The 24,970-nt window shown below is 35.3% G+C and carries 9 protein-coding genes; 4 read left to right on the top strand and 5 right to left on the bottom strand.

All coding sequences use genetic code 11. From position 1 onward, the window contains the following. Nucleotides 1–69: 69 nt before the first annotated feature. From ACNMOQ_RS07205 to ACNMOQ_RS07215, 3 genes are read right to left on the bottom strand one after another with little or no spacing between them, the layout of a single operon-like run. The gene (locus tag ACNMOQ_RS07205; protein ID WP_135031035.1) at nucleotides 70–1,722 is read right to left on the bottom strand and encodes a b(o/a)3-type cytochrome-c oxidase subunit 1; all 1,653 of its coding nucleotides are present in this window, start codon (nucleotides 1,720–1,722) and stop codon (nucleotides 70–72) included. After that, entirely contained in the window at nucleotides 1,719–2,198 is a 480-nt protein-coding gene (locus ACNMOQ_RS07210; protein WP_174700876.1) for a cytochrome c oxidase subunit II, read from the bottom strand. Before ACNMOQ_RS07210 ends, ACNMOQ_RS07205 begins: the two co-directional genes overlap by 4 nt. Before the next feature lie 12 nt (nucleotides 2,199–2,210). Continuing rightward, complete coding sequence (locus tag ACNMOQ_RS07215) at nucleotides 2,211–2,366, bottom strand: hypothetical protein (protein WP_167751224.1); 156 nt, start codon at nucleotides 2,364–2,366, stop codon at nucleotides 2,211–2,213. Nucleotides 2,367–2,483: 117 nt separating this feature from the next. Here ACNMOQ_RS07215 and ACNMOQ_RS07220 point away from each other — a divergent pair, with 117 nt between their 5' ends. Together ACNMOQ_RS07220 and ACNMOQ_RS07225 are read left to right on the top strand one after the other, a co-directional pair. Further along, entirely contained in the window at nucleotides 2,484–5,912 is a 3,429-nt protein-coding gene (locus ACNMOQ_RS07220; protein WP_416349621.1) for a dynamin family protein, read from the top strand. An 11-nt stretch (nucleotides 5,913–5,923) separates the two neighbouring features. Further along, on the top strand, nucleotides 5,924–6,808 hold the full coding sequence (locus ACNMOQ_RS07225; RefSeq protein ID WP_416349622.1) for a 5'-3' exonuclease: 885 nt from the start codon (nucleotides 5,924–5,926) through the stop codon (nucleotides 6,806–6,808). A 333-nt stretch (nucleotides 6,809–7,141) separates the two neighbouring features. Here the strand turns inward: ACNMOQ_RS07225 and ACNMOQ_RS07230 are convergent, their stop codons facing one another. After that, nucleotides 7,142–7,543 (bottom strand): ribonuclease HI family protein, encoded by a 402-nt coding sequence (locus ACNMOQ_RS07230; RefSeq protein ID WP_416349623.1) that lies wholly within the window; start codon nucleotides 7,541–7,543, stop codon nucleotides 7,142–7,144. A 448-nt stretch (nucleotides 7,544–7,991) separates the two neighbouring features. On the opposite strand from ACNMOQ_RS07230, the gene ACNMOQ_RS07235 reads away from it, so the two are divergent. Together ACNMOQ_RS07235 and ACNMOQ_RS07240 are read left to right on the top strand one after the other, a co-directional pair. Beyond that, nucleotides 7,992–14,180, top strand: a complete 6,189-nt coding sequence (locus ACNMOQ_RS07235; RefSeq protein WP_416349624.1) for an Ig-like domain-containing protein — start codon at nucleotides 7,992–7,994, stop codon at nucleotides 14,178–14,180. A gap of 484 nt (nucleotides 14,181–14,664) precedes the next feature. Beyond that, nucleotides 14,665–23,901, top strand: a complete 9,237-nt coding sequence (locus ACNMOQ_RS07240) for an Ig-like domain-containing protein (protein ID WP_416349625.1) — start codon at nucleotides 14,665–14,667, stop codon at nucleotides 23,899–23,901. A gap of 284 nt (nucleotides 23,902–24,185) precedes the next feature. On the opposite strand, the gene ACNMOQ_RS07245 is transcribed toward ACNMOQ_RS07240, so the two are convergent. Further along, entirely contained in the window at nucleotides 24,186–24,875 is a 690-nt protein-coding gene (locus tag ACNMOQ_RS07245; RefSeq protein ID WP_064205164.1) for a queuosine precursor transporter, read from the bottom strand. Nucleotides 24,876–24,970: the final 95 nt, after the last annotated feature.

Below are 24,970 nucleotides of genomic sequence, written 5' to 3' on the forward strand. Positions count from 1 at the left end.
GATGCTATGATTTATTTTGTTGTCAGGAAGGAACATCATAACTGTCCCGCTCCTGTTCTAATTATAATATTACCAAAGTTTACCTTCGCCCATTCCTTTTGCTCCTGGTGGTGGGTCGGTAAACATTTGTCCGATAGGGAAGGTATAAGCGATTAAGATTAATAATACTGTAACAATGATTAAGAATCTCCAATTCTCTGCGAATTTAATAACTGGTGCGTCTTGATCTAAAGCTTCAGCTACTGGGTATTCTTCGTCTCCTTTAGGTGAAAGGAAAACTAAATGTATAAATACCATTACTACTAAGATAATTGATATAAATAGTATCGTTCCGCCAACTGCTTGCAGTATTTGATATGGAACCCATTCAGCTGCTTGTTTAGATCCACCGTATGTTGAAAATGCAGATCTTCTAGGTGCCCCTTTAACTAAACCGATATAATGCATTGCGCCACTCATAACCGTCATCCCAATTGCCCATGTATAACCTTGAATAATCGCTAATTTATTTGTAAACTTAGTTAATTTTCTACCTGTACAATGTGGTATTAACCAATACATCATACCAAAGAACGTTAGTATTACTGCTGAAGCAACTGTTAAATGGAAGTGTCCAGTAACCCAAATTGTATTATGAATTAATCCATTCATTTGTGCCGAAGCGTTTACTAAACCACCAGCACCACCTGGTATAAACGCTAGCATTCCTAAAAACGGTAATACAAATCTTGCATCATTCCATGGTAGAGATTTAAACCAACCGAATAAACCTTTATATCCTAATGAACGCCCATAATTTTCAAAAGTTGCAAAAAGGCTAAACGCTGTCATAAATGATGGTACGACAACCATGAATGTTAAAATAACTTGGAAGTATTTCCATATATCATCAATACCTGGTTCAACTAATTGATGATGAATCCCAACTGGAATACTGAAGAATAAGAATAGCATGAATGACATTCTAGCTAAATTGTCAGAGAAAGCTTTTGCACCAATAATTTTTGGAACAATAGCATACCAACACATATAAGCAGGCAAAAGCCAAAAGTAAACAAGTGCATGTCCAAAATACCAAAAGAGTGTTCTACTTAATGAGACGTCGACTCTTTCAACTAAACCTAAAGACCAAGGTATAAGTTGGAAAAGAACTGTTGATGCTACCCCTAAAGAGCAGACAATCCACATAACATCGTTAATCGTAACCATATAACTTAATAATGGTGATTTCTTACCAGGATTCTTTTTCTTAAATTCTGCATATTTTAAAATTTGTCCGCTTACAGAAATCCAACTACCAACTACGACTAAAGCCATTCCAACATAGAATATAACGTGTGCTTTCAAAGGTGCATAAAATGTATATAAAACAGTTGCCTTATTTAAAAGGACCATAGTTGCAGCCATTGCTGTACCTACAACCATTACCCAAAATCCAATCCAACCTAACTTTCTTTGTAGTGGTGACAGATTTCCTGCCGTCTTCGCTACTGCTGAATATTGAAATCCAATAATAAAGAAAGTCGTTAATACTAACGCTAATACAATACCGTGTACAGTAAGTATTTGATAGTATGAAATTGATTTAGGTAGTTGTAATAAACCTGATCTAACAAAAGTTTGTAGTAAACCTGCGAGTCCCCCTAGGATTAAACAACAAATTGCTACGTACATATGTGCCATAACAAGTTTACTATCTTTTTTGCTTAAACGTTCTATCATTTCTTATCCACAACCTTTATCATCGACTTCATATCGGCATGTCCAATACCACAATATTCATTACATAAAATGAGGTATTCACGTTTTTCGTCAAACTTTTTTTCATACTGACTTATATGTCCAGGTTCTAACATCATATTTACGTTCGTACCTGGTAAACTAAAGCCATGTAACGTATCTTTGCTTGTAGCAATGATTTTTACTTTAGATCCTTTCGGTATTTCAACCTTTGCTGGTTGATAGCTAAATGCTGAAGCTACGAATACGAGTTCATAGTCATAGTCTTTCCCGCTAACTTTGTGCAAACCTGGTTTATTAAATGGTTCAATTTCATCAACTCTATCAGGGTTAATGTATTCTCTACCTGATGCTGCAGGCGTGTGTCCGTTATGTAACGCCGTAATAATTAATATCGCTAAAAATAGAACTAAGGAACTGATTCCAGTTGTCAGCCAGATTTTTTCATACTTATGCACGTAAATCCCCCCTTAAATTCTTACAAGATATAAAATGAAACAAATTACCCATAATACTGCAAAAATACCTCCTATTGTAAAAACTGAATACAATGTTCCACTTAAGTCTAAATCGTCATGTGAATGGTGTTCAGCTTCTTTAATCGTTTGATTATTTTGCCTTGTCATATGATTCATCCTTTCTTATATTCTCTTCATTACTTATAATAGAGTAGAGATTGAGAAAAATATGTGATTTAAATCACATTATCAAAATTATTTGCGCTTATTTAAAGGGGATTAATAATGAAAAGCAATCAAGAATCATTAGACTTATTATATAAATTGAAAAAAGAAATCGAAAAATCTTCGAACATTTCATTGATTAAGCAAATTAATGAAATGATAAAAAAAGTTTATAACAAACAATATACTGTAAGTTTTGTCGGCCACTTTTCTGCAGGTAAATCAACATTAATAAATAATGTCATTGGACAGAATATTTTACCGAGTTCACCGGTACCGACGACAAGTAACACTGCACAATTAATAGCATCTAATCAAAATAGCATTTCGGTAAATTTAAATGATAATCAATATACAGTTGTACAAGAACAAGAAGACGTAAAGAAGTTAAATACTGAGGATAGGGAAGTAGAGTCGATAGAAATTGAATTTACGTCTGATAAATTTAATAAAGGATTTACTTTCCAAGATACACCGGGCGTAGACTCAATGAGTGATAATCATAGAGAAAGTGCTTTTCAATATTTATTAACATCAAATTACGTATTTTATACTGTCGATTATAATCATGTTCAATCAGACATGAATTTTAACTTTATAAAGTCATTAAACAAACTTGATATACCAGTCATTCTAGTCGTAAATCAAATTGACAAACATGATGATGAAGAAATTTCATTTGAAATTTATAAAAATCGTGTGAATAAAGCACTAAAAGATTGGAATTTAAACGTAGAAGAAGTATTTTATGTTTCTAAATTTGAAACAAAATATAACGAGAAAGAAAAGTTTAATCATTTTATTCACGAATTAGATAAAAATAGAACAGAACATCAACATTTTATTGAACGCGTGACAAATTATATTAAAAATGATCAACTAGAATATATTAAGAATAATATGGAAGACATTCTATCTGAAATCGATTCTACTGAAGAAACTTTTGATGAAGATTACAAAGCTTACAAAGAAAAGTACAACGTACAAAATGAGCATTCACTTATACAAAATAAAGATGAATTCAGACAAAACTTAAAAGACACGAGAAAAGAAATATTAGATAATGCTTATTTAATGCCTTATGAAATGAGAGAAACAATTAGAAAATATTTAGAAACAACAGCGAAGGAATATAAGGTTAAAGGCTTATTTAATAAAGAAAAGAAAAAAGAAGCCATACAAAATGAAAAATTAGATTTAGTTAAAGAACAATTAGATTTAAAAATTCATGATGAAATAACTAAAGTATGGATTAAGTCATTAGAAAATTTAAATAAATATATTAATGACTCAAATCTGTTTGAAAAAATAATTAATCAAAAATATACAATTTCTAAAGAAGCTTTAGCTGAACATGTACAAGAACAACCGAACATTACTAATGACTATGTCTTAATATATACAAAAGGTATTACGGATATCATCACAAGACAAATTCGAAATGAAACGAATAGTATAATAGAAGAAATCGTTCAAAATAGTGAAGTAAAAGTAAATTCATATGAAAATACGGATCAACTAAGCTTATATGAAGAATTTATAGAATATAACGAATTATTAACTTCGCTCGTAACAAATAATTTCCAGCATTATTATATACACTTAGATGAATCTATAGATAAATTGATTGATCGTACATATATAAAAATAGAAGACTTAAACATTAACAACAACGAAGCAAAAGTTAAAAAGACATCTGAGAACATAATTGAACACAAAGAAAGTAACATGGCATTATTGAAAGAAAAAGTTCAAACTTTATCTGATTTACCGATATATCAAAGTGAAGTAACAAACATTAAAAATCAAATAGAGCGAATGGATGAAAACATAACAAAAATTGCTGTTTTCGGTACATTTAGTGCTGGTAAAAGTAGTTTAATCAATGCTATCTTAAAACGACCGATACTATTAAGTTCACCTAATCCAACTACAGCTAGTATTACAGAAATTAGCTATGGTAATACACAAGAAGTGTTGTTTAAGACATATGATCAGTTATTAGAAGAAATAAATCATATTACGGAATTCGCTAATCAATCATATGAATCGATAGAATCATTTATTAAAGACAAGAATATTAAAAGTCATCCATCCTTATCAAGTAATCACTTAGCATTTTTTGAGGCGATAGAAACAAACTTTTATGAATACGTAGAAGCCTTAAATAATAATAAACCTGTACAATTTGAACTAGAAGAACTTGAAAAATTAACAGCTAATGATACACACGCTGCATTTGTTCATAAGATTCATTTAAGATTAGAAGAGGATTGGTTAAAAGATAAAGTTATAATAGACTCTCCAGGTTTGAACTCAAACAACCAACGTCATACAAGAGAAACTGAACAAATCATTGCATCTAGTGACCTTATCATTTATGTCAGCTACTATAATCATGCATTTACAGATAAAGACGGAGAATTTCTATCATATATGCGCGACATGAATAACTTGCAGCAATCTCAAGGTTTGAAATTCGTAATTAACGCGATTGACTTAGCTGAATCCGAAGAAGATAAAGAAGCTGTTATTTCATATGTAGAATCATCTTTAGATGCATTAAATATTAAACCTGAGTGTTACCCAGTCTCAAGTAAAAATGCTATTAAAGAATATGACGAATACTTCACAAAATTTATGAACGCGCTTGATCATTTTGTAAAAGTTGAAAGTAAACAAGTTCTACAGTCACAAGTAGAATCTAGAATTAATCAATTAGAAAATGAACTAGAACAAATGGTTACTACGTATAGACAAGATAAAGATCAATTCGAAAAAAGAAAAGATACTTTACTTAAATATAAAAATCAAACAAACTTTAACAATCAAATTGTCGTGAAGTCACATCATCAATTAGATAAAGAAATAGATGACCAACTATATTATCTAAAAGACAGACTCATGATTCAGCTAAATGATATCGTGAAAAAACATTTTAATACTTCAACCGTTACAAATGATTTCAAAACTTCATTACAAACGAACACGAAACAATATATAGATGATATTAACCAAAAGTTAAGTTTGGAAAGTTCATTAATTACTGAAAGACTGAAGAATTTTTATAATAAAACTTTTGATGAATTATTAACACCTACAATAGTAGAATTAAATGAAGCATCAATTTTAATTTCTAAATTCAAGCACGAGTTTGAAAATAAAGTTTCAGTTCATGCAATCAGTATCCATTTAAATGATTTAGCTGATAAAACTGTTCGAACAATATCTAAAAAAGATCTATTAAAAACATCTAAAGCTAAAGAGATTCAAAAAGGGATTCTAAATGATACAATGGAATTAATTGATTCTCCAATAGTAACTTTTGATGATGAAATTAAACAAAATTTAAACAGTTATGATGAACAAGCAGAACAATACATTGAAGAATACAATATAGAAACAAATAAACTTATCGATTCTTACTTATCTATTAATATTAATAATGATTTAATAGAAAGAATTGAAAAAATCTTAAAAGAAATATAGAGGCGAAATAAATGGGAAATAGAATTTTATTAATAGATGGAATGGCTTTATTATTTAGACACTTTTATGCGACGAGTGTACACAAACAATTTATGAGAGATTCAGCTGGTACACCAACAAATGCAATTCAAGGATTTGTAAGACACGCATTTACAGCTGTTAACGACATAAAACCTACCCATGTGGCAATATGTTGGGATATGGGTTCAAAAACATTTAGAAATGATATGTTTGAAGCATACAAATCAAATCGTGTTGCACCACCAGAAGAAATGGTACCTCAATTTGATAAAGCTAAAGATATAGCTTCAAAATTAGGTTTCTGCAACTTAGGTATTACTAATTACGAAGCAGATGATGTAATTGGTACTATTAGTAAAAAAGCACAAGCAAAGGGACATGAAACTTATATCGTGAGCGGTGACAGAGATTTATTACAATGTATAGATACTGATGTACATGTATGGTTAACTAAAAAAGGTTTTAACCTATATAATAAATATGATTTAAACAGATTTAGAGAAGAATACGGTTTAGAGCCATCGCAATTAGTAGATGTAAAAGCATTTATGGGTGATACAGCAGATGGTTATCCAGGTGTTAAAGGAATAGGCGAGAAAACTGCTATTAAATTAATACAAGAACATCAATCCGTAGAAAATGTTATGGCTAATCTAGAAACATTAACACCTGGCCAACAAAATAAAATTACAACTTATCAAGCTGACTTAGAAATGTCTAAACGTTTAGCAGCAATTCATACAAATGTACCACTTGAAACAGAAGAATTATTGGCAAAAATGGAATACAATCATCATATAGAAAATTCAATTACTATTTGTAATGAACATGATTTATTCGTTTCAAGTAAATACTTGATGAGTAACTTTTCATAATGACAGACGAGGCTGGGACATAAATACATGTCTCAGCCTCTTTTATTATAATGGCAGTAGCTGACTGGATTGAAAATGCGATTATATCAAGCTTTTTCCAATCCTAGTCATCCTTGCCGGGGTTGGATTACGAAATCTATTTATTAAAATGAGATTTCTGTCCCACTCCCTTTTTAGTGGGATTAATAAAGAAGCAAGCGTTGATGTTGGATTAATAAGGCAGAAAATCCAAAGTAAATTATGATTTAGAAATTACCTTAATAACAACTAATACGATCAATGTAAAAAAACGAGTCTGAGACATTTACTTATCTCCCAGACTCGTTTTTTAATTTATTTAGATTTTTTCAAATGCTTTCTTAAAGCAGTTTGAGCAAGTTGGTTCGCTTCTTTATTCTTGGCACGTGGTATCCATTTTACGAATACTAAATCAAATTTTGTTTCTAATTCTTTGAAAGCTTCAAAATACGGTTTAAACAAAGCGTTTTTAGTAAATCTCTTATTTAAACTATCTTCGATCAACTTAGAATCTGTATACACTAATGCTGTCTTTACATCTAATTCATGAGATTTCTCTAAAGACTTTATAAAAGCTACCCATTCAGCACTATGGTTATCTAATGAACCGATGTACTCCGTAAAGTGATATCTTTCATTATCAATAATGATAACAGAAGCACAAGTACTTTCTCCAGGATTACCTTTAGTAGCAGCATCAAAATATATTTGTGGCATGATATTCAACTCTTTCAATTTAAATGTTCATTATTTTAAACTTACACGAACACAGTCCATACTTCAAACAAAACAAAGATTTATAATTAGTCTTCAACAAAAATAAAATCACATTTTCGAAACAAAAGTTTTTTACATTTTTGTGAATTTAAATAAATAAAACATAGATTTTTATAAAAATAGTATTTACATACAAAAATAAGGTGGTATACTAATTTGGTGCAAATTACAATTAGTTCCATTTCTTATTGGACAGAACTTGAAATAATTTTTTATTCTATGATTAAATAATTGAATTTGCATAAAATGATTGTGCACTTGACTCATATTAATGATTCAATTAAATAAAATGTACATCTTATGATTAATATCAAAACTGAATAGTAAAAATGAATCGCCTTATGAGTTAAGTTGCTCTCCAAAAATAAAAATATAAAGGAGTTTACTGATGGATAAGCAACGGCGATTACAGAAGTTTAGTATTAGAAAGTATACTGTTGGAGCGTGCTCGATATTAGTCGGGACTCTCATATTCCTAAGCTCTCCAACACACCATGCTTTTGCATCTGAAAATACTGTAGATGCTACTAAACTTGAAGTAACAGAAAAAGAGAAAGAAAATGAAGTATCAAAAGCTGAAAAGGAAGTTGAAGAAGCAGTTAACACGACTGAAGCAACTTCTACAAATCAGTCAGCAACTGATGAATCAACAGAACAAGCTAAATCTGAAGAAATAATTAAGCAACAAGTAGAACAAGAGAAAGTTGACTCTATAGCAGAGTCTTCGAAACCTGAAGAATCAATCAATAAATTAGAAGTTAAGAACGAAATAGACAATAAACAAGAAGTTCCTGTCAAACAAGATACGGTTGAAGAAATGGAGATACCTAAAGATGACGAAGCTTCTCAACCAGCAAAAGTAACACCAGAAGTTAAAGAAAATAAAAATCATAATGACGCTGTAAAATCAGAAGTTAAAACAGTAGCAAAAGAAAATGAACAAGTTCAAAAAGAAGTAGTATCAACAGAAATTAAAGAACATTCACAAACTGAGAAGAAAACTACTGAATCTGAACAAAAACTAGACAAAACTGAAACGCCTAATAAAACTGCTGTTGCAGTAAAACAACCAAGAGAAGAAAGAAGTATTAGAACAAGAAGAGAGTTAAGAAGTGATGATGATTCAGCACCTAGAGAAAATGTAAATAATGAGACTAGCTCTGACAATTTTGTTATAACTGGTAAAGCTTTTGGCAAAAAAGCAAATGATCAAGAGGTATCAGACTATGCTCATATAGCACATAGTTACGTAAAAGAAAATGGAGATAACGTTGAGTTTCATTATGTTATCCATTTCAATAAAGCTGAATCTAATAAAGCACGAGGACGTTTTTATGTTTATGCACCATCATTTGTAAAACTCACACCAGGTTCTATACAAAGAGTAACTGGTAGCGGAACTTTTAATAATTGGAAAAATAAAGCTCTAGTTACTGGTGGTAGCAAGCTTAATTCTATGGTATATCAAGCGATGATTCCTGTTGATAGAGATTATTATAGAAATTTAACTAAAATAACAGATGAAGATAACTTCTACTATATACATGAAGAACTTAATCATAGACGTAATTCATATATAGCTAAAATGACGGCAACAGTATCTAAAGATATTCTAAGAAAAAACAACGGTAAATTCTATGTTGCAATAGGAGTTGCGACTGAAAATATAGCAAGAGCAAATAGAGCTAACCATGTTAATTTTATAGAAAACCGCGCTAATGTATCAGATGCAGACAAATTTAACCCTAAAAGCATAGAGCAAACAGTTGAAATCAACGAAAATCCAAATGCTGAACAATCTATTAATACATCTGGATTACCAAATGGTACAAAATATGTATACACATCACCAGTAGACACAAGCACTATAGGAAATAAAAACACAACTGTACGTGTTAGTTACCCAGATGGTACTCATGACGATGTGCTCGTTGTGTTAGTAGTCAATGACACAGTAGCTCCAGTAGGTCCGACAATTGAGAATCAATCAATTGAAAAAGATAAAGCTATTGATCCTATTACGATTCCAAATGCGACAGATAATAGTGGAGAAATCAAACCTACAAGCGTAACTGGATTACCAACAGGTTTAAACTATAATAATCAAACTAACCAAATTACAGGTACACCAATTGTTGAAGGTACAAATGATGTAATGGTTACTTATACAGATACAAGTGGTAATACAGTTACAAAAGTATTCCAACTAAATATTACGGATACAACACCACCAGCTAAACCTGTAATCCAAACAGACTTAACAGGTAAAGGTGGCACTACTGACCCAATTACAGTTCAATCTGAACCAGGTTCAAAAGTAGAACTATTCGATAAAGATGGTAATAAGATTGGTGAAAGTACTGCTGACGATCAAGGTAATGCGGTAATTACACCTACAAAACCTTTACCAGAAGGTAACATCACAGCGAAAGCGACAGACAAAGCTGAGAACCCTAATACTTCTGAACCTTCTGAACCTATAAAAGTTACAGATACAACTCCACCAGCTAAACCAGTTATTCAAACAGATCTAACTGGCAAAGGCGGAACAACTGAACCAATTACAGTTCAAGCTGAACCAGGTTCAAAAGTAGAATTATTCGATAAAGATGGTAACAAAATAGGTGAAGGCACGGCTGATGATCAAGGTAATGCGGTAATTACACCAACTAAACCTTTACCAGAAGGTAACATCACAGCGAAAGCGACAGACAAAGCTGAGAACCCTAATACTTCTGAACCTTCTGAACCTATAAAAGTTATAGATACAACTCCACCAGCTAAACCAGTTATTCAAACAGATCTAACAGGCAAAGGCGGAACAACTGATCCAATTACAGTTCAAGCTGAACCAGGTTCAAAAGTAGAGTTATTCGATAAAGATGGAAACAAAATTGGAGAAAGCGAAACAGATAATAATGGTGTCGCTATGATTACACCGACAAAACCTTTACCAGAAGGTAACATCACAGCGAAAGCGACAGATAAAGCTGAAAATCCTAATACGTCTGAAGCTTCTGAACCGATAAAAGTTACAGATACAACTCCACCAGCTAAACCTATAATTCAAACAGACTTAACAGGTAAAGGCGGTACGACTGAACCAATTACAGTTCAAGCAGAACCAGGAAGTAAAGTAGAATTATTCGATAAAGATGGTAACAAAATAGGTGAAGGTACTGCTGACGATCAAGGTAATGCGGTAATTACACCAACTAAACCTTTATCAGAAGGTAACATCACAGCGAAGGCCACAGATAAAGCTGAAACACCAAATACGTCTGAAGCTTCTGAACCGATAAAAGTTACAGATACAACTCCACCAGCTAAACCTGTAATCCAAACAGACTTAACAGGTAAAGGCGGTACGTCTGAACCAATTACAGTTCAATCTGAACCAGGTTCAAAAGTAGAGTTATTTGATAAAGAGGGTAATAAGATTGGTGAAGGTGAAACAGATAGTAACGGTATAGCTACGATTACACCAACTAAACCTTTATCAGAAGGTAATGTAACTGCGAAAGCGACAGATAAAGCTGAGAACCCTAATACTTCTGATGCTTCTGAGCCGATAAAAGTTACGGACACAACTCCACCAACTAAGCCTGTAATTCAAACAGACTTAACAGGAAAAGGCGGCACAACTGAACCAATTACAGTACAAGCAGAACCTGGTTCAAAAGTAGAGTTATTCGATAAAGATGGTAACAAAATTGGAGAAGGCGAAACAGATAATAATGGTGTCGCTATTATTACCCCAACTAAACCTTTACCAGAAGGTAACATCACAGCGAAAGCTACGGATAAAGCTGAAAATCCTAATACGTCTGAAGCTTCTGAACCGATAAAAGCTACAGATACAACTCCACCAGCTAAACCATTAATCCAAACAGATTTAACTGGCCAAGGCGGTACAACTGAACCAATTACAGTACAAGCTGAACCAGGTTCAAAAGTAGAACTATTCGATAAAGATGGAAACAAAATAGGTGAAGGTACTGCTGACAATCAAGGTAATGCGGTAATTACACCAACTAAACCTTTATCAGAAGGTAACATCACAGCGAAGGCCACAGATAAAGCTGAAACACCAAATACGTCTGAACCTTCTGATTCAATGAAAGTTACAGATACAACTCCACCTGCGAAACCTGTAATTCAAACAGACCTAACTGGCAAAGGCGGTACGACTGAACCAATTACAGTTCAAGCAGAACCAGGAAGTAAAGTAGAATTATTCGATAAAGATGGGAACAAAATTGGAGAAGGTGAAACAGATGGTAACGGTATAGCTACGATTACACCTACAAAACCTTTACCAGAAGGCAACATCACAGCGAAAGCGACAGATAAAGCTGAAAACCCTAATACTTCTGAAGCTTCTGATTCAATTATGGTAACAAATCCAAAAGATACTGATGATACAACGGATAACCAAGATTCAGATATAAACAGTGATGGCAAAAATAATAAAGATGAATCTAATACAAACAACACAACATCAACTGACAATGATGGTGATGGACAACCTGACGTAACAAAACCATCGCAAGATTCTAACAACAATGGTTCTAATCAATCTAATACTGGTAACAACAATCCGAGCAATGCCGACCAACATAAAGATACAAATAACGATAACACACCAAATAACCAAGACTCAGATATTGAAGGTAACGGTGTTAATAATAAAGATGAAAATGTTGCAAGCACGGATCCAACGAATGCAGATACTAACAGTAATGGAATTTCAGATGGCGGTGAAGATGCTGACAAAGATGGTAATAATCTACCTAATGTAACAACACCATCGCAAAATCCAAGCAACAATGGTGTAGATGAGAAACCAGGTAATAACAATGGTTCTGATCAACCAAATACTGGTGGAAATGAACAAACTAATAATGGCGACGGTGTAAATAATAAAGATGAAGATGTTGCAAGTACGAATCCAACGAACTCAGACTCTAATAGTAATGGTATTTCAGATGGCGGTGAAGATGCTGATAAAGATGAATCTAATCCAAGCGCTTCAACACCAACTAATAATGATGGTGACGTACAACCTGACGCAACAACACCATCGCAAAATCCAAGCAACAATGGTGTAGATGAGAAACCAGGTAATAACAATGGTTCTGATCAACCAAATACTGGTGAAAATGAGCAAACTAATAATGGCGACGGTGTAAATAATAAAGATAAAGAAGTTGCAAGCACGGATCCAACGAACTCAGACTCTAACGGTAATGGTATTTCAGATGGCGGTGAAGATGCTGATAAAGATGGTATCTCGAATAAAGATGAATCTGATTCAAACAGTACAATACCAACTGACAAAGATGGTAATGGTCAATCTAATACTGGTAACAACAATCCGAATAATACCGATCAATATAAAGATACAAATAACGATAACACACCAAATAACCAAGACTCAGATATTGAAAGTAACGGTGTAAATAATAAAGATGAAGAAGTTGCAAGTACAGATCCAACGAATGCAGATACTAACAGTAATGGAATTTCAGATGGCAGTGAAGATGCTGACAAAGATGAATCTAATCCAAGCGCTTCAACACCAACTAATAATGATGGTGACATACAACCTGACGCAACAACACCATCGCAAAATCCAAGCAACAATGGTGTAGATGAGAAACCAGGTAATAACAATGGTTCTGATCAACCAAATACTGGTGAAAATGAGCAAACTAATAATGGCGACGGTGTAAATAATAAAGATAAAGAAGTTGCAAGCACGGATCCAACGAACTCAGACTCTAACGGTAATGGTATTTCAGATGGCAGTGAAGATTCTGATAAAGATGGTATCTCAAATAAAGATGAATCTGATTCAAACAGTACAATACCAACTGACAAAGACGGTAATACTCAACCTGACATCACAACATCTGCCCAAGATCCAAACAACAATGATTCTGGTCAATCTAATACTGATGATGACAATCCAAATAATACTGACCAATCTAAAGATACAGATGATGATGGTACTCTAGATAACCAAGACACAGATATTGATGGCGACGGCATAAGCAATATAAACAAAGAAATCTCAGGTACTAATCCAATGAACTCTGATACTAAAGAAAATGGTGCGCTTAGTAACAAGGAAAAATCATTCGATAGTAAGGACTCTATACAATCACACATTGATGGAAATGTCATGACAAATAATAGCAATATTACAAACAAACAAAGCATGAATAAATATGATAAATTAAGTAGTAATAACGATATTATTAAATTAGCTGCTAAAGACGACATTTCATCAGAAGATAATGGCGTGACTAACATTAATTATGAATTAAATAATGTCAGTTCAATGAGTCAACAGAATAGCAATACAAATTTAAATGATCAAAATGCAACTAATGACATGAGCAATAATAATCAATCATCTAAAGCTCATTCAAATATTGACCATGAAGATGCAAAAGTATTGCCTGACACTGGAGAAAAGGAAAGTAAACTAACTGGTTTATTAGGTATCACTTCATTATTTGGTGGATTAACATTATTATTCAGACGTAAAAAATCTGAAGACAAAGAATAATACGCTTCTTAATAATATATAAGTAGAGGAGAGTGCACACGTGCACTCTCTATTTTAATTCAATTAAATATAAACTTTATTTATTAATACTTCTTAAGTACATAGTCAATCTCAAAGATGTATTCTTAAAATGAAAAATCTTATTCTTCAAAATAAAAGTTTTTATTACATTTTACAAAATTTATATAAATATTTTATAGAGTTTTAAAAGAATAGTATTTTACATACATAATAAAAGTGGTATACTAACTTAGAACAAATTACATTTTGTTCCATATCTTATATGTGAATAATTTAAAAGAAAGGAGAACTTATATTTTATTTATTCAATTCACATATGTTTGTGCCACTTCACTCATATAACAACGATTCAATTAAGAGTAGATAATTAACTCATGACTAATAAATAAAACTAAATAGTAAAAATGAATCGCCTTATGAGTTAAGTTGCTCTCCAAAAAATAATTTGTAAAGGGGATTGCTAATGGATAAGCAACGGCGATTACAAAAGTTTAGTATTCGAAAGTATGCTGTTGGAACATGCTCGATATTAATCGGAACACTCATATTCCTAGGCTCACCAGCAGACCATGCTTTTGCGTCTGAAAACACTTTAGATGTAGCTAAACAAGAAGAATCAGCAAAAGAAAACGAAGAGAAAGAAATTATTAAAACAGTTGAAGAAGCTGATAAATCTTCAGAAGAAAATAAACAACAAAATGAAGAAACTTCAACTAATCAACCAACAACTGAAGAAACTGATAAGCAACAAGTAGAAGTAGAGAAATCGGTAACTACAGAAGAAACTGTAAAACCCGAAGAATCAGTTAACAATGAAAACGCAGCAGATAAACAAGAATCTACTGTCAAAGAAGAAAAGGTTGAAGAAGTAGAGAAACCTAAAACTAAAGAAGTAGCAGAAAAAGAAACAAAAACAGAAAATCCTGCAACTAAAGAAGAACAACCAAAAAATGAGACTGTAAAATCCGAAGATAAGTCAGATGAAAAATCTCAAAAAGAAACAGAAAAATCTGAAGACAAATCAGTAGAAAAAGAAAAGACAAATAAAGATGATGTAGTAGTAGAACAACCTGCAACTACAGAAAACAAACAAGTTTCAGATGAAGTAGTACAACCAGAAATTAAAGAAAATACACAGTCTGAAAAGAAAACTACTGAAACTGAAGAAAAACCAGTCAAATCGGACACTCCTGATAAAGCTGGTGTAGTAACTGAACAACCAAGAGAAGAAAGACGTACTAGAACACGAAGATCTTTAAGAAGTATAGATAATTCAATGTTTAGATCTGATTCAGCAGACGTACCAAAATACAATACGGGTATATCTCAAGAAATAGATTATGATGGCAATGGAAGACTTGAAGCTTGGGGTAAATTCCCATTAGATGATCAATATGCTTGGTGTGTTGATTTCGATTTACAGAATGTAAGACGACAAGGCAACAATGCTATAATTAGATATGAAATGAGATTTAATCACACTCCTGAAAATAAAAAGAAATTTGCAAGCAGGGGGCCTATTAAATATTACTTTGGTGCTACTGAAGGAACTATAAAGGTGCTACGTGTAGAGAAAAATGGTAGCCCTCTTGATTTAAGCAGTGTGAAAGATGATAATTTAGAGAAAACTTTTAGAGCAAAAAATCCAAGTGGGTATAACTTCTTTGCGAATGACCGATTCACACCAATAACTACTGATATTAAGTCTATAAGTGGTCGAGGTTCAGATAAATTTACGGTTGAGTTTGAAGTCACTGTACCATTATCGAGATTACTTAATGAATATGAAAGCCAACCATATCCATGGAAACATAAAGCCTTCCATATAGCAGCAGGTGCTTGGTCTAATAGCTATAATTATTTAAGATATAAAGGTGTTCATAATACCGATATTAAGCCAAATATAGAAACAGATTTAACAGAGAAAGCCAATACAAAAACCCCAATTGTAGTAAGTGCTGTACCTGGTGTAACTGTTAAATTATATGCTCCAAACAACCAAGTAATAGGAGAAGGAAGAGCAGGATTAAATGGTCAAGCAACAATAACACCGACTGTAAATATTCCTGCTGGTAATATTACTGCTAAAATTGTAGTTACTCAAAAACATAACGACTCAGATGACCCACCAAGAACAAGAGAATTACAACCTAGTAATGTAAGAATCGCAACACCAAGAGTTACAGACGCAGAAAGACTTAACCCAACTGGTAAAAATCAAACAGTTGAATTAAAAGGTACACCAAACGCTGAACAGTCTATCAATACAACTGGCTTACCTACTGGTACGCGTTACGAGTACACATCACCTGTTGATACAAGAACGACTGGTGATAAAAATGCGACAGTTCGTGTAACATATCCAGATGGAAGTCATGATGACGTACCAGTTGTTGTAAAGGTAAATGATACAGTTGCTCCAACTGCTCCAAAACTGTCAAATCAAAAAAGTGAGAAAGGTTTAGCAATCGCACCGATTACACTTCCAAAAGCGACAGATAATAGTGGCGATATTGATCCAACAAGCGTAACGGGCTTACCGGCAGGTTTAACGTACAATAGCCAAACTAGACAAATTACAGGTACACCAACGACTGTAGGTACAAGTATTATAACTGTTGAATACATTGATCCTACTGGAAATGGAGTAGGCAAAACGTTTAAATACGTGGTTGAAGATACAACAGCACCACCTAAACCAGTGATCCAAACGAATTTAACAGAAAAAGCGAATACAAAAGAACCAATTACAGTTAATGCTGAACCAGGTTCAAGAGTCCAATTATTTGATAATAAAAATCAACCGTTAGGTGAAGGTACTGCAAACGCTCAAGGTAATGTCACAATTACACCTACTAGAGCGATACCAGCAGGTAGTGTAACAGCGAAAGCGACAGATGCAGCTAACAATACGTCACCAGCATCTGATGTAGTGAATGCTACTGTACGACCTACAGACGCAGAAAGACTTAACCCAACTGGTAAAAAACAAACAGTTGAGTTAAAAGCGACACCTAACGCTGAACAATCGATTAATACAGCTGGCTTACCGAGTGGTACGCGTTACGCGTACACAACACCTGTTGACACAAGAACAACTGGTGATAAAAATGCGACTGTTCGTGTAACTTATCCAGATGGTAGTCATGATGATGTCGCTGTAGTGGTGGCAGTAAATGACACAATGCGTCCAACAGCACCAGATATTAAAGAAAAGAGAAGTGAAAAAGGTGCGCCAATTCAAGCATTTACATTACCAAACGCGACAGACAATAGTGGCGAGATTAATCCAACAAGTGTAACAGGCTTACCGGCAGGTTTAACTTATAATAGTCAAACTAGACAAATTACAGGTACGCCAACGACTGAAGGTACAAGCACTGTAACGGTTACTTATAGAGATCCAAGTGGTAATAGTGTAACTAAAGAATTCATTTATAAAGTAATCGACTCTACACCGCCTGCGAAACCTGTTATCGAAACAGATTTAACAGGTAAAGCTACTAAGAAAGAACCAATTACTGTTAATGCCGAGCCTAATTCTAAAGTTGAATTATTCGACAAAGATGGTAATAAGATTGGGGAAGGCACAGCGAATGATCGTGGTAAAGCTATCATCACACCGACAAAACCTTTACCGGAAGGTAATGTAACAGCGAAAGCGACAGATAAAGCTGAAACTCCGAATACTTCTGAAGCTTCTATTCCGAAGAAAGCAACGGATACTACAGCGCCTGCGAAACCAGTCATTCAAACTGATTTAACAGGTAAAGCTGGTAAGAAAGAACCAATTACGGTTCAAGCTGAACCAAAATCTAAAGTTGAATTATTCGATAAAGATGGTAATAAGATTGGTGAAGGCACAGCGAATGATCAAGGTAATGTCGTGATTACACCGACGAAACCAATACCAGAAGGTAATGTAACAGCTAAGGCAACGGATAAAGCTGAAACACCTAATACTTCTGAAGCTTCTATTCCGAAGAAAGCAACGGATACTACAGCGCCTGCGAAACCAGTCATTCAAACTGATTTAACAGGTAAAGCTGGTAAGAAAGAACCAATTACGGTTCAAGCTGAACCAAAATCTAAAGTTGAATTATTCGATAAAGATGGTAATAAGATTGGTGAAGGCACAGCGAATGATCAAGGTAATGTCGTGATTACACCGACGAAACCAATACCAGAAGGTAATGTAACAGCTAAGGCAACGGATAAAGCTGAAACACCTAATACTTCTGAAGCTTCTATTCCGAAGAAAGCAACGGATACTACAGCGCCTGCGAAACCAGTCATCCAAACAGACTTAACGGGCAAAGCTGGTACAAAAGAACCAATTACAGTTCAAGCAGAACCGAAATCTAAAGTTGAATTATTCGATAAAGATGGTAATAAGATTGGGGAAGGCATAGCGAATGATCAAGGTAATGTCGTGATTACACCGACGAAACCTTTACCGGAAGGTAATGTAACAGCGAAAGCGACAGATAAAGCTGAAACACCTAATACTTCGTTACCTTCTGATCCAAAGAAAGCAACAGATACTACAGCGCCTGCGAAGCCTGTGATTCAAACTGATTTAACAGGTAAAGCTGGTAAGAAAGAACCAATTACGGTTCAAGCTGAACCAAAATCTAAAGTTGAACTATTCGATAAAGATGGTAATAAGATTGGGGAAGGCACAGCGAATGATCAAGGTAATGTCGTGATTACACCGACGAAACCTTTACCGGAAGGTAATGTAACAGCGAAGGCTACGGATAAAGCTGAAACGCCGAATACTTCGTTACCTTCTGATCCAAAGAAAGCAACAGATACTACAGCACCAGCGAAACCTGTCATTCAAACTGATTTAACAGGTAAAGCTGGTAAGAAAGAACCAGTTACGGTTCAAGCTGAACCAAAATCTAAAGTTGAACTATTCGATAAAGATGGTAATAAGATTGGGGAAGGCACAGCGAATGATCAAGGTAATGTCGTGATTACACCGACGAAACCTTTACCGGAAGGTAATGTAACAGCGAAGGCTACGGATAAAGCTGAAACGCCGAATACTTCGTTACCTTCTGATCCAAAGAAAGCAACGGATACTACAGCGCCTGCGAAGCCTGTGATTCAAACTGACTTAACGGGCAAAGCTGGTAAGAAAGAACCAATTACGGTTCAAGCAGAACCGAAATCTAAAGTTGAATTATTCGATAAAGATGGTAATAAGATTGGGGAAGGCATAGCGAATGATCAAGGTAATGTCGTGATTACACCGACAAAACCTTTACCGGAAGGTAATGTAACAGCGAAAGCGACAGATAAAGCTGAAACACCAAATACTTCGTTACCTTCTGATCCAAAGAAAGCAACAGATACTACAGCACCAGCGAAACCAGTCATTCAAACTGATTTAACAGGTAAAGCTGGTAAGAAAGAACCAGTTACGGTTCAAGCAGAACCGAAATCTAAAGTTGAATTATTCGATAAAGATGGTAATAAGATTGGTGAAGGCACAGCGAATGATCAAGGTAATGTCGTGATTACACCGACGAAACCAATACCAGAAGGTAATGTAACAGCTAAGGCAACGGATAAAGCTGAAACACCTAATACTTCTGAAGCTTCTATTCCGAAGAAAGCAACGGATACTACAGCGCCTGCGAAACCAGTCATCCAAACAGACTTAACGGGCAAAGCTGGTACAAAAGAACCAATTACAGTTCAAGCAGAACCGAAATCTAAAGTTGAATTATTCGATAAAGATGGTAATAAGATTGGGGAAGGCACGGCTGATGATCAAGGTAATGTCGTGATTACACCGACAAAACCTTTACCGGAAGGTAATGTAACAGCGAAAGCGACAGATAAAGCTGAAACGCCGAATACTTCTGTACCTTCTGACCCGATAAAAGCAACAGATACTACAGCGCCTGCGAAACCAGTCATCCAAACAGACTTAACGGGCAAAGCTGGTACAACTGAACCAGTTACGGTTCAAGCTGAACCAGGTTCGAAAGTTGAACTATTCGATAAGAAAGGTAATAAGTTAGGTGAGGCCGAAACAGATGGTAAAGGTATCGCTACTATTACACCGACAAAACCTTTACCTGAAGGTGAAATAACAGCAAAAGCGACAGATAAAGCTGAAAAGCCAAATACTTCTGAAGCTTCTGATCCAGTTGTAGTAACAAATCCTAAGGATACTGACAATGATGGTATTCCAGATGACCAAGACCCAGACATCGACGGGGATGGTGTGAACAATAAAGACGAAGATACTGCAGGTACAAATCCATCAAATCCTGATTCTGATGGTAACGGAACATCTGACGGCGATGAAGACGCTGATAAAGATGGTATTCCGAACAAAGATGAATCTGATCCGAATGGCACAACTGTTACGGATAAAGACAAAGATGGTAAGCCAGATATTACGACTCCGAAAGATACAGATGGAGATGGTACACCTGATAACCAAGACCCAGATATCGACGGGGATGGCGTAAACAACAAAGATGAGGAAGCTGCAGGTACTGATCCGAAGAATCCTGATTCTGATGGAAATGGTACACCAGACGGCGATAAAGACGCTGATAAAGATGGTATTCCGAACAAAGATGAGTCTGATCCGAATGGCACAACTGTTACGGATAAAGATAAAGATGGTAAACCAGACATCACAACGCCGAAAGATACAGATGGAGACGGTACACCAGATAACCAAGATCCAGATATTGATGGGGATGGCGTAAATAATAAAGATGAGGAAGCTGCAGGTACTGATCCGAAGAATCCTGATTCTGACGGAAATGGCACACCGGATGGCGATGAAGACGCTGATAAAGATGGTATTCCGAACAAAGATGAATCTGATCCAAACGGTACAACTGTTACGGATAAAGACAAAGATGGTAAGCCAGATATTACGACTCCGAAAGATACAGATGGAGATGGTACACCTGATAACCAAGACCCAGACATCGACGGGGATGGCGTAAACAACAAAGATGAAGAAGCCGCAGGTACTGATCCGAAGAATCCTGATTCTGACGGAAATGGCACACCGGATGGCGACGAAGACGCTGATAAAGATGGTATTCCAAACAAAGACGAGTCTGATCCGAATGGCACAACTGTTACGGATAAAGACAAAGATGGTAAGCCAGATATTACGACTCCGAAAGATACAGATGGAGATGGTACACCTGATAACCAAGACCCAGATATCGACGGGGATGGCGTAAACAACAAAGATGAGGAAGCTGCAGGTACTGATCCGAAGAATCCTGATTCTGATGGAAATGGTACACCAGACGGCGATAAAGACGCTGATAAAGATGGTATTCCGAACAAAGATGAGTCTGATCCGAATGGCACAACTGTTACGGATAAAGATAAAGATGGTAAACCAGACATCACAACGCCGAAAGATACAGATGGAGACGGTACACCAGATAACCAAGATCCAGATATTGATGGGGATGGCGTAAATAATAAAGATGAGGAAGCTGCAGGTACTGATCCGAAGAATCCTGATTCTGACGGAAATGGCACACCAGACGGTGATGAAGATGCCGACAAAGATGGTATTCCGAACAAAGATGAGTCTGATCCGAATGGAACTACACCAACGGACAAAGATGGCGATGGTAAACCAGACATCACAACGCCAGCTAAAGATTCTAACAACAACGGTACTGATAAACCAAACACTGGTGGAGATGACAAACCAAATACAGGCGACCAACCTAAAGATACAGACGGTGACGGCATACCTGATGACCAAGATCCAGATATCGATGGTGACGGTGTGAATAATAAAGACGAGGAAGCTGCAGGTACTGACCCAACTAACCCTGATTCTGATGGTAACAGTACATCAGACGGTGACGAAGACACTGATCATGATGGTATTCCAAATAAAGATGAGTCTGATCCGAATGGCACAACTGTTACGGATAAAGACAAAGATGGTAAGCCAGACATCACAACGCCAGCTAAAGGTTCTAACAACAACGGCTCTGACAAACCAAACACTGGCGGAGACGACAAACCAGGTAAAGACGATGGTACTGACAAACCAAATACTGGTGGAGATGACAAACCAGGTAAAGATGATGGCTCTGACAAACCAAATACTGGTGGAGACGATAAACCAGGTAAAGACGATGGTTCTGATAAACCAAATACTGGTGGAGACGACAAACCAGGTAAAGATGATGGCTCTGATAAACCAAATACTGGTGGAGACGACAAACCAGGTAAAGACGATGGGTCTGATAAGCCAAGCACTGGTGGAGATGACAAGCCAGGTAAAGATGATGGGTCTGATAAACCAAATACTGGTGGAGACGACAAACCAGGTAAAGATGACGGTTCTGATAAGCCAAGCACTGGTGGAGATGATAAACCAGGTAAAGATGATGGCTCTGACAAACCAAATACTGGTGGAGACGACAAACCAGGTAAAGACGATGGCTCTGACAAACCAAGCACTGGTGGAGACGACAAACCAGGTAAAGATGATGGTTCTGATAAGCCAAACACTGGTGGAGACGACAAACCAGGTGAGCAACCTAAAGATACAGACGGCGATGGTATTCCTGATGACCAAGATCCAGATATCGATGGTGACGGTGTGAATAATAAAGACGAGGAAGCTTCAGGTACTGATCCAAGTAACCCTGATTCTGATGGTAACGGTACATCAGACGGTGACGAAGACACTGATCATGATGGTATTCCAAACAAAGATGAGTCTGATCCGAATGGAACTACACCAACGGACAAAGATGGCGATGGTAAACCAGACATCACAACACCAGCCAAAGATTCTAACAACAACGGTTCTGATAAGCCAAGTACTGGTGGAGACGATAAACCAGGTAAAGACGATGGTTCTGATAAGCCAAACACTGGTGGAGACAACAAACCAGGTAAAGATGATGGTTCTGACAAGCCAAATACTGGTGGAAACGACAAACCAGGTAAAGATGATGGTTCTGACAAACCAAATACAGGCGACCAACCTAAAGATACTGATGGCGATGGTACACCGGATAACCAAGATCCAGACATCGACGGGGATGGCGTAAACAACAAAGACGAGGAAGCTGCAGGTACTGATCCAACAAATCCTGATTCTGATGGTAATGGTACACCAGACGGCGACGAAGATGCAGATCATGATGGTATTCCGAATAAAGATGAGTCTGATCCGAATGGCACTACTGTTACGGATAAAGACAACAATGGTAAACCTGATATCACAACGCCAGCTAAAGATTCTAACAACAACGGTACTGATAAACTAAATACTGGTGGAGATGACAAACCTGTTAAAGACAATACTACTAAACCAGCTGGAAAAGATAGCAATAAAGCAGATGATAACGGTATGACTAACAGTAATAACAACAGTAACAGCAAAGTAAATACTGACGATAAAGCTGATAGTTCAATGCACGAAAAGCACAATTCTTCAATGAAACAACATGGTACTACAAGTTCTAATGGTCAAAATGCAACTAGCAATATGAATAGTAAAGATCAACCATCTAAATCTGATTCAAATAAAGACCATAAAGGTGCAAAAGTATTACCAAACACTGGTGAAGAAGAAAGCAAACAAGCTGGTTTATTAGGTATCACTTCATTATTTGGTGGCCTAGCATTATTATTCAGACGTAAAAAATCTGAAGATAAAGAATAATATTCTCGATGATTTAAGTAAGTTTATTGCTTGAATTTATAAGAGAAGGGAGTGGAACAGATATCTCATTTTGCTAAAAAGATTTCGTAGGACCGCTCCTCGGGCAAGGGTGGCTAGGATTGAAAAAAACTTACTATAAGCATATTTTCAATCCAGTCAGCCACTGCCTATATAAAGAAACAGCCTGAGACATTTATATATGTCCCAGGCTGTTTCCTTATTTCAATAAAAAATCGCTAACCCTTATAAGGATTAGCGATTTTAATTTACTTCTATTTATAATGTTACTCTACAATTTTCCCTTTACGATACATAGACTTAGCTATATAACCAAAAGGCACATTTGTGATTGTTGTTAGTAGTTTAAGGAAGTAAGTAGTTATAAATATTTCAAATAATACAGTTCCAGGCATATTGCCATAGAATGCGATTAGCACGAATATCGCTGTGTCAACAATAGAACTAATAGCTGTACTACCATATGCTCTTATGTAGAATGTACTGTCAGAAGAAAATTTCTTTTTAATGATATTAAATAATAGTACATCTAAATGTTGACCAATAATATATGCGAAAATTGAACCTAGTGCTATTCTTGGCACGATACCAAAAATAGTTTTTAATGCATCTTGTGATACATCTTCTTGTGCTGGTATAAATGTTAATGAACATTGTAATAATATAACCATTACAATGACGGAAGAAAAACCTAGCCAAACTGCTTTCTTAGCTTGTTTTCTACCATATATATCATTTAAAATATCCGTTGCAAGATAAATTGAAGCGAACATTACATTTCCGAGTGTTGCGCTCACTGAAAATAACTCTACTGTTTTAATAACTTGTATATTTGCTATAATAGTACCTACGGCAACCCAAACAAATAGACCTGTTTTTCCAAATATACGGTATAGAATCAACATTAATATAAATGTGATTAAAAAGGTAATAATACCAAATAATTCATTATACATAACTTTGTTCCTCCTAAATTTTGATATAGCGGGTGTTTAGAAACCGCGATATTCGAACTTAACAATTATAAAGGCCAAAGTTATAAAATGCAATA

Source organism: Mammaliicoccus lentus, assembly GCF_947036595.1.
Lineage (GTDB): Bacteria > Bacillota > Bacilli > Staphylococcales > Staphylococcaceae > Mammaliicoccus > Mammaliicoccus lentus.